Raw genomic sequence first — 12129 nt, 5'->3', positions numbered from 1 at the left:
CATATCGGTTTTTCTGCGGGACCACGCTGTTGAACAAATGAAAGAAAGAGGATGAAAAGATGCAAGAGAATAATTTTTATAGTGTAAGAATGAGGGCATCAAAGGGAGGATCGCATGAACATGGGGGAAAGCATATATCTGGCGGTGAGTTGCTTTCAATTAATAGCGATCTTCCAAATGCAGTGAATGTTTTGTTGCAAAAGGGGCTTACCCATTCAAGAGGAAAACCCGATTTTATGCAAATACAGTTTGAATTATTAAATGAGCAGATAAAACGATTAAAGCCGTTAAACGTTAAAACAAATGTAGTGGAAACAGTAGAAAATGGAAGAGAACTAGCTTGTTTCCTTTTGGAAAAGGCTGGTATCCCGAAAAAAATCATCGACAAAGCATTAGGGCAGCTAACGAATTGTTTCGGCTTCAGAGGGGCAATGGTAATCGATATTTATTCAGGTAAGCGAATTGATGAGAGAAATGCTAAAGGTGTACGTGTTTCAAGAATGGATTGGATGGATCATAACTTTAAAAAATGGGCTGCCCGCTATCAATTTCCGCAGGATACGAGATTAAAAGAGGCACTGGTACTTGCATCAAAGGTAAGTGAGCACCATGCTACTGTCGCGGAATTATGCTGGTCAGATGATCCTGATTATATAACAGGGTATGTTGCAAGTAAAAAAATGGGCTATCAACGAATCACAAAGTTAAAAGAATACGGTGATGAACAGGGCTGTCGAATATTTTTTGTTGATAAATTAGAAGATGTAAACTCCTACATAAATTATTTAGAAAAACAGCCGGTTTTTATTGAATGGGAGGAAGAGAATGACACAAAAATTGATAGAAAAAAGTAAAAAATATCTCTGGCTGCCTTTCACTCAAATGAAGGATTATGATGAGCACCCATTGATTATCGAGAGTGGAAATGGAATTAAAGTAAAAGACATTTATGGAAAGGAATATTATGATGGATTCTCTTCAGTTTGGCTTAATGTACATGGCCATCGTAAGAAAGAATTAGATGAAGCGATAAAGAAACAGCTTGAAAAAATTGCGCATTCCACATTATTAGGTATGACAAATGTTCCTGCAACAGAACTTGCTGAAAAGCTAATTGAACTAACTCCTGAGAAATTGACACGAGTTTTTTATTCAGATAGCGGTGCAGAAGCAATGGAAATTGCGCTGAAAATGGCTTTTCAATATTGGAAAAACATAGGGAAGCCTGAGAAGAAAAAATTTATCTCGATGCAAAATGGATATCATGGCGATACGATTGGTGCTGTAAGTATAGGTTCAATCTCACTTTTCCATGATGTATATGGTGCTTTAATGTTTGAGAGTTTGAAGGCACCTATTCCTTACGTATATCGCTCTGAAAGCGGCGATCCTTCACAGTGCCGCGATGAATGCTTACATACACTTGAACAGCTGCTGATTGAAAAGCATCAAGAAATAGCCGCGCTTTCCATTGAATCGATGGTACAGGGAGCAGCCGGGATGATCATCATGCCAAAAGGTTTTTTAGCCGGTGTTCGTAAACTTTGTACAAAATATGATGTTCTGATGATTGTGGATGAAGTTGCCACAGGCTTTGGCCGTACAGGGAAAATGTTTGCCTGTGAACATGAACATGTACAACCGGATTTAATGGCAGCTGGAAAGGGAATCACAGGTGGGTATTTGCCAATCGCGGTCACATTTACAACAGAGAAAATTTACAATGCATTTTATGATGACTATAAAAAGCTCAAAACCTTTTTTCATGGTCATTCCTATACGGGAAATCAGCTTGGCTGTGCAGTAGCACTGGAAAATTTACGTTTGTTTGAAGCGGAAAATATCGTTGAACAGGTATCAAAAAAATCAAAGGATCTCCATATTCTCCTTAAAGGGCTGGATTCACACCCTCATGTTGGAGAGATCAGACAGCTGGGGTTTATGTGTGGATTAGAACTTGTTCAATCTAAAGAAACAAAAAAACCTTTTCCTGCAGAAAAACGCATGGGATATCACGTTTCATTAAAAATGAGAGAGCTTGGCATGCTCACGAGACCACTAGGTGATGTGGTCGTATTTATGCCACCGCTTGCCAGTTCAAGCAGTGAGCTTGAAGCAATGGTCACGATTATGAAAAATGCAATAAATGAGATAACCACATGCTAAACGATGAGAGATGGTTAAATAAGCGGTTAGACAAAATGAAAGAGGCTGGATTGACTCGGCATTTACGAAAAATAAATAATCAAAGCGTCTTCTCTTCAAATGATTATTTAGGATTGGCGAAAGATACACGGTTGATTTCGGCAGCAAAAAGGACACTTGATGACTGGGGAGTTGGAAGTAGTGGATCAAGACTAACAACAGGTAATTGTGAGTGGCATGAAAAACTTGAACGACGTATTGCTGAATTCAAGCAAACGGAAGCAGCTCTTTTATTTTCAAGCGGTTATTTAGCTAATATCGGTGTTCTGTCATCACTGCCTGAAAAAGGGGACGTCCTTATAAGCGACCAATTAAATCATGCCAGTATTATTGATGGCTGCCGCCTATCAAAAGCTGACACCGTTATCTATAAACATGTCGATCTCGATAATCTTGAAGAAAAGTTGAAAGAAACAGCATCTTACAAGCGTCGATTTATTGTAACAGATGGAGTATTTAGTATGGACGGTCGTATTGCACCTTTGGATAAAATCATGGCACTTGCAAAAAGCTATCATGCTTGTGTGATTGTTGACGATGCTCATGGTACAGGGGTTTTAGGAGAAAACGGCAGGGGGACAAGCGAGTATTTCGGGGTAATGCCTGATGTGGTCATTGGAACATTAAGCAAAGCAATTGGATCAGAAGGAGGTTTTGTCGCCGGTTCTAAAACGTTAATTGACTTTCTTGTCAATCACGCCCGAACGTTTATTTTTCAAACCGCGATACCTCCTGCTAATTGTGCGGCTTCTTATACTGCTTTGGGAATCATTGAGCAAAGCAAAGAAAAGCGCCAACAGCTGAGATCGCATGTCTTACAAATGAAGAAAGAACTTAAAGAAATGGGCTTTTCAGTAAAGGGAGCTGATACACCCATTATCCCAGTTATTGTTGGCGATACACAAAAAACTGCGATATTTGCAGAAAAGCTGCAGGAAAAAGGAATATTTGCACCTGCTATCCGTCCACCCACTGTAGCAATTGGAGAAAGTCGTATTCGCTTAACAGTCACCACAGAACATTGCACGAATGAAATTAATTATTTGCTGGAGACATTTAATTTAGTAGGAAAAGAGTTGAATATGATTAAGTGAAGGGTTTCTTTGTTACAGGAACAGATACAGGAGTTGGAAAAACCGTTATAGCATGTGGAATAGCTGCTGCATTTATTGAGAGCGGGATGGATGTTGGTGTTTTTAAGCCATTATTAAGCGGGATCTCCCGTTCACATCCGCAAAGTGATACAAGTTTGCTGTTGCAAATGTCACAATCCTCTCTATCCCATAAGGAGATTACTCCATTTGAATTTGCTCAGCCGCTTGCCCCATCTGTTGCAGGAAGGCTTGAAGGAAAAACGGTAGGGCTTGAAGAGGTGGTAAATCATTGGGAAGGGATAAAAGGAAAACACGAATATTTCATCGTAGAAGGTGCTGGCGGTATTGCAGTTCCGCTAGGTGATCGTTTTTTAGTTAGTCATTTAATAAAGGCCTTGCAGCTGCCAATTGTGATAGTAGCACGACCGAATCTTGGGACGATCAACCATACGTTTCTTACAGTTCAATATGCAAAAAGCATGGGGATTGAGGTTGCTGGTATTGTAATTAATGGCCTCAGCGATCAATCAGATCTTGCGGAAAAAACAAACCCGAATGTGATAGCAGATGTATGCAATGTACCTATTCTAGGTATCACACCAAAATTAAATGAGATCACAAAGGAAGGCATACTAAAAATGGTACTGGAAAATATAGATATGTCATTACTTAGCAATTGGTTAAGACTGAAGCAACAGAGGTGAAATTTGATAGATACATAGAAAAAAGTGGAGAGGGTGCAGATAGAGAACATGTTAAATCAAAAGCAAGCGGAAGGTTTTGCCATTCCATTTTCCCTAACTTCTACTGAATTTTTAAGTAAACCCTATCCATTTTACGATAAGCTGCGTTCCGTACACCCAATATGCCGGGGGAGTTTATTTAAAAATCCGGGCTGGTATGTAACCGGATATGATGAGGTACTTATGATTCTTAAGGATTCCAGATTTAAAAATCGGATCCCCCTGCCTCAATCCACAAAAAAATATGAGCAGTTGAAAAACATACAGAATGATATGGTGCTTTTTAAGAATCAACCTGACCATATGCGGTTAAGAAGGTTGATTAGCAATGGGTTTACATCTAATGCTGTGGAGTATTTTCGACCTTATATAAGAGAAGCGGTTCTTGATTTACTTGATAGCATTAAAAAAAGGAAAAGAGTGGACCTTGTTTCAGAGTATGCTTTTCCATTGGCAAGCCTCATTATCGCCAAAATACTCGGAGTACCAGCAGAAGAACGAAATCAATTTAAAGAACTAGCTGCAAGCTTAATTCATACAGTTGATTTTACCCGTTCAAGAGAAGGGTTACGAACTGGAAATGATTCAATGATCAAGGCATCAGCCTATTTTAATAAGCTTATAGAAATGCGAGTGCTTAATCCAAAAGATGACCTCATCAGCCTATTAAGTAAGGAGACAACAGACGGGGGCAAGTTAACTAGCGAGGAACTACTTTCAACATGTATTTTACTTGTCATTGCCGGCCATGAAACGACAGTAAACCTTATTTGTAATTCCATTCTCACCTTATTACAACATCCTGAACAACTAATAAAGTTAAAGGAGGAACCCGAGCTTATTAAAGTGGCTGTTGAGGAATTTTTGCGTTATGAGAGCCCAACCCAGCTGACTGCACGAATGGCATCCGAAGATATTGAACTTGAGCAAACAACGATTAAGAAAGGGGAGCATGTCTATCTATTTTTAGGTGCTGCTAATCGTGATCCGAATAAATTCAATCATGCGCATCTGCTTGATATCACGCGCAACCCAAATCCTCATCTTGCTTTTGGCTATGGCCCTCACTTTTGTCTAGGTGCTTCATTAGCACGTATTGAAGCACATGTTGCCATTCAGGAACTTTTGCAACAACTGCCTAACTTCCGACTAGCTTTTAGTGATTGGCAATGGAGAAAATTAATTGGATTTAGGTCACTGAAAGAACTGTATGTTGTCTTTGATTAGTTTGTAACTTGCAGTCGTGCATAAGACATCATATATAGCTTTGATCTGACAAAAACCAGCTAATAACTGGTTATTATTAGCTGGTTTGTATTTACCCAGATTACCTTTAACTAACAATTCTAGGGCCTGAATCCCAATGCTTTATTATCGGGATTCAGGTCCAATTTGAATTGTTTAACCATATTTATTCCAATCCCATTTTGACAGGGGTTCGGGAGGCAAATCCCTCTCGGATCAAAAGAGTGAGAAGATTCATTTCCTTAATAGGTGAAAGATTGAAGCTATATTGTTCTCATATTGTACAGCAGTGGATTTAACAAGGTTCATAAAAAAAATTCTTTCACAGTGCATTTCAGCAAAACCTTTCCTTATTTGCTAATTCTAAAACTGTTTGGTTTTCCTTTTTGTCCAAATTTTTTTGACTTTTACCTTTAACTATTCAAGGAAAAAGATGCATGAATGATATAAAAATGGAAACTCTAAAAACTAATTACTGTAGTTGAAAAATTTGGAGTGTAATGAATGAATACATGGGGCCGTATGTTCAAGAAGAAAACACAAAATGTATTTAATGATGAAACAGATTCTTCCTCGATTGAATACGATCTCAGTCCTTCTTTAGAGGATAATATTGAAAAAGTTAGAGAAGCATTGGGTCATAGTGGTGATTTAATTCTAAGGGAATTTGAAATGGGCAAACCTCTCATCCATAAGGTAGCAACAATTTACTTGAATGGATTAACGGATAAAGACCTAATGGGAAATTTAGTGATTGAAAAGCTGATGGCTGACATTCATGTTGTTGAAAATAAAGAGGGGGATTGGGCCCCCGGATCTGATAGGTGCATATGTAAAAGATCATCTTTTGACAGCAACACATGTTGAAGTCGCAATCGATTTAAAAAAGCTTTTATCTCTACTTTTAAGTGGTCAAACAATCGTTCTTATTGATGGATGGAATCAGGCTTTTGCCTGTGCTTCACAAGGTGGAGAAATTAGGTCAATACAAGAGCCAACGACAGAAAGTTCAGTGCGAGGACCTAAAGAAAGTTTTACAGAGTCGTTAATTACAAATACCTCTTTGATTCGCCGTCGAATAAAAAGCCCAAATGTTTGGCTTGAAACAAGGAAACTTGGAAAGATCACACAAACTGATATAGGTGTTATGTATATAAACGGAATTGCAAATGAAAAACTTATTAATGAAGTAAGGGAACGTTTAGACAAGATCGATGTAGATGAGATTCAAGGTTCAAATACCATTGAGGAATGGATTGCTGATGATATCTTTACTCCTTGGCCAACCATCATGACTACTGAACGACCTGATGTTGTTTCGGGTAATTTGTTAGAGGGACGGATCGCTATTTTTGTAGATGGAACACCTATACCTTTAATTGTTCCGGCTACATGGAATCAATTTTTTCAAACAGCTGAAGATTATTATTTACGTTGGAATATTAGTGTTTTTTTGAGATTCATTCGGATTATTTCTTTTCTAATAACGCTTTTAGGACCATCTCTATTTATTGCATTTATTTCTTTTCATCCAGAACTAATTCCAACACCTCTACTTATTAATCTTGCTGCGCAGCGTCAGGCAATTCCATTTCCGGTCATTATTGAGGCGTTATTAATGGAATTTACATTTGAAGTATTGCGGGAAGCAGGGGTCCGGATGCCGCGACCTGTTGGTCAGGCGGTATCAATCGTAGGTGCATTAGTATTAGGGGAAGCGGCCGTTTCTGCGGGAATTGTTTCTAGTGCAATGGTAATTGTGGTAGCGGCAACAGCTATTGCAAGTTTTACAATTCCTCATTATTCAATGACAGATGCTGTTCGCTTGCTGCGCTTTATTATGATGATTTTGGCCAGTACGTATGGACTTTACGGTATTGGGTTAGGAGTCATATTATTGGTTAGTCATACAGTAAGCCTGCGATCATTTGGTATACCATATTTAGCTCCCTTTGCTCCCCTTGTTGTTGCGGACCAAAAAGATGCCATTTTACGGCTGCCAAAACCATTTATGAAAAAACGTCCCCGTCTCGTTAGTCAGAAGAAAACAAATAGAATAGATTCTAAAAAAGGTGAACCATTAGGTGAAGGAAATGAATGATCATGAAAAATTTTTTACTGCACAAGTCATATAAAATATTTCTATGTATTTTATCCATTCTCTTCATATCAGGATGTTGGGACAGTAATGAATTACAGGATTTTAGTATTATTTCAGGTATTGGGATTGATAAGGGAGGGGACGATCCTGAAAACAGATTTCGAACAACGGTACAAATTATTAATCCTAGTATCGTCTCAGGTGGACAACAAGCTGGTAGTGTACAATCTTCACCAGTTACTACATATTCAGAGACAGGCAGTACATTAAAGGAAGCCTTAAGAAAGATTTCAAATGAGGCACCTGCAGAACTTTTTTTCCTCATATTCAAATTATGTTAATTGGTGAGGAACTGGCAAAAGAGGGAATTGATGAGCTGTTTGATGTGGTTGAACGTGATCCGAAATTCCGGGTACTTTTTCCAGTGTTAATTGTAAAAGGCCACACAGCAGAGGATGCTTTAAAAGTCTCTACTTCATTAAGACCTATACCTTCAGCAAAAATTGAAGGGAGTTTACAATCCTCAAAAGAAATATGGGGAGAGTATCCAAGTACTCGTGCTGATCAGGCGATTATGAAATTAGGAGAAGGAAGTGCAGCCATTACAGGGATCGAGATTAATGGAGATGTAGAAAAGGGGAATCAAACAGCAAATATGCAGGAGATTTCCCAGAGTACGAAGTTAGAAATAAAAGGACTTGCAATAATCAGAGACGGTAAACTGGAAAAATGGCTGGAAGGAGACCCTGCCCGTGGTGTGGTGTGGGTTAATAATGAAATGGTAGAGACAGTGATGAACCTTGATTGCCCTGAAAAAAAAGATGCTATAGCAATTGATATTGGACGTGCAGAATCAATTATAAAGGCTAAAGTCAAAAAAGATAAACCAGTAATTACTATTAGAATAAATGCAGAAGGGTCTGTATCAGAAACGCACTGTTCGATGGAGCTTGATAAGGATGAGACTATTAAAGAGTTAGAAAAGCAGTTGAGAAATGAAATTGAAGAAGAGGTGCAGGCAGCAATAAAAACCCTACAAGAGGAAAAAAGTGATGTCTTCGGATTGGGGGAATATATCAATATTGAGGAAAAAAACTATTGGAAAAAAATAAAAGATAAATGGGAAGAGGAAATATTTCCGGAATCAAAAGTTAACATAGAAGTTCATGCAACAATTCGACGGACTGGAATGAAAGTAAAGTCGTATATTAAATAGATGAATGAACGAGAAAGGGGTTGCTGGAGATGGAAAAAGCCAAGGTTAACGGAATTCAACTATTTGCCATGATGTTTATGTTTAACCTAGGGACAGCAGTGGTCGTAAGTTATGGTATAGAAGCGAAAAAAGATGCTTGGCTTGCCATCCTTTTGGGAATGTCACTGGGAGTAGGATTATTTTTTATTTACTATCGGCTATTTTGTCATTATCCAAAACTACCTATTACTGGGTATGCAAGGAAAATACTAGGTAATTATTTAGGATGGATTGTCGGATTATTTTATGTCCTTTATTTTTTGCAAATTGCAACTCGACAGGTTCGTGACTTTAGTGAATTGCTTGTTTCATCCACCATGACTGAAACACCACTCTTAGCAATCCAAATCTCATTTGTTCTCGTCATTTGTTATGTTCTCTACCAAGGAGTTGAAGTGTTAGCAAGAACAGCGGAAGTATTTATTATCATTTTGTTTTTGTTAGGGATGGCCGGGAATTTCTTTATCCTTGTTTCTGGGGATTTTGAGTTGCATAATTTAAGGCCCTTTCTAGAGAATGGATGGAAGCCGATTCTATCAACTGCTGTTTTAGAATCAGTTCATTTTCCATTTGGGGAAATGGTTGTTTTTACTATGCTGCTCCCTTATCTAAATAAATCTGGTTCAGTTAAAAAAGTCTGGATGTCTGCCTTATTGTTAAGTGGACTTACTTTAAGTTGGACCGCAAGTTTAAATATCGCAGTTCTAGGTGTTGATGTCATGGAACGAACCACATTTCCAACACTAGCGACAATAGGAAAGGTCAATCTGCTTGAATTTATTCAAAGACTCGATGCGATTGTTGTGTTTACGATGTTAATTACTGTATTTTTTAAAGGATCGCTTTTTATGTACGGAGCAGTTATTGGAATTGTCGACTTATTTAAGTTGAAAAATCATCAGCAGATTTTGTTACCGGTAGGTGGAATCATTATCTTTTCTGCTATGACAATAGCGACTAACTTTTCCGGATATATGGCAGAAGGGAAAGAGGGGCTACGCCCGCTTGTTTTTCCAATAATTTTATATTTTCCAGCATTATTGTTAATAGTATCAATGATTCGCAATCATTTAAAACAAAAAATGAATTAAGCTTTTTGTTGATTTTTATTTTTCAGATACTGGAAGATTTGATTGCCAATAATAATGAAGACCAGAAATAATAACATGACATATTCCCCAGCTCCAATAATATTAAATGTTTTTAGTAGGGTAGTTAATGCTTCGAACAGCGTATCACCTCCTATAAGATCAATAGCAACATTTGTTAGAATTGTTAAGAAAAATACTAAGATCACTACACTAAATACCTTCAATACAATCCCTCCTATGTTTCATATTTTTCATATTATTTGTTACAGTTATAGTATTTATCCTGTTTAAGATGCTTGGCTTTACCCTGTTAATGAGCAATAATGTAAAGAAATGATGAAATTTTTAGCGAATTTACATCGAAAGGATGAGAAACATGTATGAACACATGGTATTTTTTAAATTTAATGATTTTTTAACACCAGAGAAAGAAGAGGAATTACTTGGAAGACTTAATCATTTTAAAGAAAAGATTCCTGGCATTAAAGAATTAACGGCAGGATTTAACGTTACAGAGGAAGTGGAAAATATAAAGGGGTTTACTTTAGGGCTGCGAGTGACTTTTGAAAATAAGGATGCTCTGGACAATTATGGGCCTCATCCAGTTCATCAAGAGTTTGTGGGATCATTAGAAGGAGTTATTGAAGACGTGGTTGTTGTTGACTATCCTATTGCGTAAAAAGAAGGGTTTTATACAGATGAGAGTCATATTGACTTGCCTGGTAAACCGTATTTTAAGGATAACTTGGTTTTTATCATAAATAGACAATGAATGAAGGAGGATGATTTAAGAATATTTTCAAGTTAAATTAGATGAGTCTTGTCTCTCTATAGACCTTTATTATATGTATTTTTCCTTTTCTAATGATATTAAAAATAAAGCTATAGCTTTTTCTGATTAATGAATGTAAAAAACATAAGGATAAAGAACCTGTTTTAGAAACCCTATTGAAAGCGTGTTTAGAGAATATTCAAAAAAATGAAATTATCGATTGACACGCCCATTACATGGGGGTAGAATAAAATCAATCAATAAACGCGTGTTCACGGAAGAGGGAAGAGACATTGAAGAGGAATAAAGTGAATAGCACACAAATTGCGAAACTTGCTGGTGTGTCTAGAAGCACAGTGAGTAGAGTAATTAATAATTACCCTAGTGTCCCACCGGAAACCAGGGAAAAGGTAATGAAAGTCATTAAAGAGTATAACTACTTTCCAGATATGTCCGCGCAAGTTCTTGCGGGTAAAAATATGAGAAATATAGGATTATTTATCATTGATAAGGGGAGTGTTTCAAAAGACCCAACAAGCAATATGCTTATTGCTAGTGTGATAGAAGCTGCGTCATCCCATGATTATTACGTAGTTACGAATATTATTCAAGACTGTAAATCTCCCAAAAATATCGAACGGGTGAAAACAGTTTTTTATCAAAATAGGATTGATGCTGGTATTTTTTTAGGTGCTGATAATCATGAACCATTCATCGAGGAACTGATTGCAGAAGGTTTTATCATAGGGATTTTCGATCAAGATTTACCTGGGCGTGATGAGCCGAATCGGATTGTTTATAGTTTTGACAATGAAGAGGGTGCCATGAAGGCAGTAGATTACTTAGTTAGTTTGAATCACAGGAAAATTGGAATTATGAATGGTAATTTAAGAAGACATTCAGGTTCTGCGAGATATGAGGGATATCTTAAAGCTATGAAAAAGCATGGTTTACCTATTAGAAAGGAATGGATTATTCAATCGGATTTTAGCAGAGTAAATGGCTATCAAGCAATGTATAACTATTTAAATACTAATCCTGAATTACCAACAGCCTTTTTTACTGCAAATGATAGTATCGCCTTTGGTGCCATTGAAGCTCTAACAGAAAAACAAATTCATGTTCCTTCTGACATTTCAATTGTTGGTACAGATGACCATGTGTTAAGTAAATTACATCATCCACCATTAACAACATTTAAAACAGATTTAAACAGAATGATGGAAGGCTTAACGCTTGATGTAATAAATACGATTGAACAAACGAATCAAAAGGGGATTAAAGTGACAATGGGTTCTGAGTTGATTGTAAGAGAATCATGTCTTTCTCTTTAATCTCTTTTCTTTTTATACTATCGAAAGATATAAGTTTTATGGATGATAGTATAAGAAAAACTGAGGCTTTCGCCAATTGGACTTGGCGACAAGCCAAGTTTTTCTAATTTTGAATGTTTAAAATGTATGCGTTTACCCGAAGTGTAGTTAAGACTTTTATATTTATTATAAATGAACTATAGCCGAAAATAAACACGCGTTCACAAAACGAACGTTTCATCACTTTAAAGGGGGTGTTCAGCAAAAAGAAGTTCACAAAAATAACAATGAGATCACTTTTTGCTTAATC

General features: G+C 37.1%; 11 protein-coding genes and 1 pseudogene. 11 read left to right on the top strand and 1 reads right to left on the bottom strand.

Annotated features, from left to right (window positions below):
* The first annotated feature begins 59 nt into the window (after positions 1-59).
* From bioW to AC0L8O_RS17100, 9 genes and pseudogenes are all read left to right on the top strand, one after another.
* Positions 60-854, top strand: a complete 795-nt coding sequence (bioW, locus tag AC0L8O_RS17140) for a 6-carboxyhexanoate--CoA ligase (RefSeq protein WP_473444021.1) — start codon at positions 60-62, stop codon at positions 852-854.
* Positions 826-2166, top strand: coding sequence for an adenosylmethionine--8-amino-7-oxononanoate transaminase (gene bioA, locus AC0L8O_RS17135; protein WP_473444019.1), 1341 nt, complete (start codon positions 826-828; stop codon positions 2164-2166). The genes bioW and bioA overlap by 29 nt, the downstream gene beginning before the upstream one ends.
* On the top strand, positions 2160-3299 hold the full coding sequence (gene bioF, locus AC0L8O_RS17130) for an 8-amino-7-oxononanoate synthase (RefSeq protein ID WP_473444017.1): 1140 nt from the start codon (positions 2160-2162) through the stop codon (positions 3297-3299). The genes bioA and bioF overlap by 7 nt, the downstream gene beginning before the upstream one ends.
* Entirely contained in the window at positions 3296-4003 is a 708-nt protein-coding gene (bioD, locus tag AC0L8O_RS17125; protein WP_473444015.1) for a dethiobiotin synthase, read from the top strand. Before bioF ends, bioD begins: the two co-directional genes overlap by 4 nt.
* Positions 4004-4051: 48 nt before the next feature.
* Entirely contained in the window at positions 4052-5269 is a 1218-nt protein-coding gene (locus AC0L8O_RS17120; RefSeq protein ID WP_473444013.1) for a cytochrome P450, read from the top strand.
* A gap of 522 nt (positions 5270-5791) precedes the next feature.
* Positions 5792-6154 carry a hypothetical protein gene (locus AC0L8O_RS17115; RefSeq protein WP_473444011.1) on the top strand — a complete coding sequence of 121 codons (363 nt, stop codon included), beginning with the start codon at positions 5792-5794 and terminating at the stop codon, positions 6152-6154.
* Complete coding sequence (locus tag AC0L8O_RS17110; RefSeq protein WP_473444009.1) at positions 6135-7388, top strand: spore germination protein; 1254 nt, start codon at positions 6135-6137, stop codon at positions 7386-7388. Before AC0L8O_RS17115 ends, AC0L8O_RS17110 begins: the two co-directional genes overlap by 20 nt.
* A pseudogene (locus AC0L8O_RS17105) lies at positions 7385-8604 on the top strand (Ger(x)C family spore germination protein). Before AC0L8O_RS17110 ends, AC0L8O_RS17105 begins: the two are co-directional and overlap by 4 nt.
* Positions 8605-8633: 29 nt before the next feature.
* A complete protein-coding gene (locus AC0L8O_RS17100; protein WP_473444007.1) occupies positions 8634-9734 on the top strand; it encodes a GerAB/ArcD/ProY family transporter in 1101 nt (366 codons plus the stop codon).
* Here AC0L8O_RS17100 and AC0L8O_RS17095 read toward each other — a convergent pair.
* On the bottom strand, positions 9731-9958 hold the full coding sequence (locus AC0L8O_RS17095; protein ID WP_473444005.1) for a YczF family membrane protein: 228 nt from the start codon (positions 9956-9958) through the stop codon (positions 9731-9733). The genes AC0L8O_RS17100 and AC0L8O_RS17095 overlap by 4 nt on opposite strands.
* 152 nt (positions 9959-10110) lie before the next feature.
* On the opposite strand from AC0L8O_RS17095, the gene AC0L8O_RS17090 reads away from it, so the two are divergent.
* Together AC0L8O_RS17090 and AC0L8O_RS17085 are read left to right on the top strand one after the other, a co-directional pair.
* The gene (locus AC0L8O_RS17090; protein ID WP_473444003.1) at positions 10111-10413 is read left to right on the top strand and encodes a Dabb family protein; all 303 of its coding nucleotides are present in this window, start codon (positions 10111-10113) and stop codon (positions 10411-10413) included.
* Positions 10414-10814: 401 nt separating this feature from the next.
* Positions 10815-11840, top strand: coding sequence for a LacI family DNA-binding transcriptional regulator (locus AC0L8O_RS17085; RefSeq protein ID WP_473444001.1), 1026 nt, complete (start codon positions 10815-10817; stop codon positions 11838-11840).
* Positions 11841-12129 lie beyond the last annotated feature (289 nt).

The sequence above is a fragment of the Metabacillus sp. KJ11-3 genome, assembly GCF_055808295.1.
Note: the sequence above shows the minus strand (reverse complement) of the source record. Positions and strands in the feature narration are given on the sequence as shown.

Bases quoted from the DNA above. Each gene is read 5' to 3' on its own strand.
- bioW (WP_473444021.1), top strand. From the start codon at position 60: ATGCAAGAGAATAATTTTTATAGTGTAAGAATGAGGGCATCAAAGGGA.
- bioA (WP_473444019.1), top strand. From the start codon at position 826: ATGACACAAAAATTGATAGAAAAAAGTAAAAAATATCTCTGGCTGCCT.
- bioF (WP_473444017.1), top strand. From the start codon at position 2,160: ATGCTAAACGATGAGAGATGGTTAAATAAGCGGTTAGACAAAATGAAA.
- AC0L8O_RS17120 (WP_473444013.1), top strand. From the start codon at position 4,052: ATGTTAAATCAAAAGCAAGCGGAAGGTTTTGCCATTCCATTTTCCCTA.
- AC0L8O_RS17115 (WP_473444011.1), top strand. From the start codon at position 5,792: ATGAATACATGGGGCCGTATGTTCAAGAAGAAAACACAAAATGTATTT.
- AC0L8O_RS17100 (WP_473444007.1), top strand. From the start codon at position 8,634: ATGGAAAAAGCCAAGGTTAACGGAATTCAACTATTTGCCATGATGTTT.
- AC0L8O_RS17090 (WP_473444003.1), top strand. From the start codon at position 10,111: ATGTATGAACACATGGTATTTTTTAAATTTAATGATTTTTTAACACCA.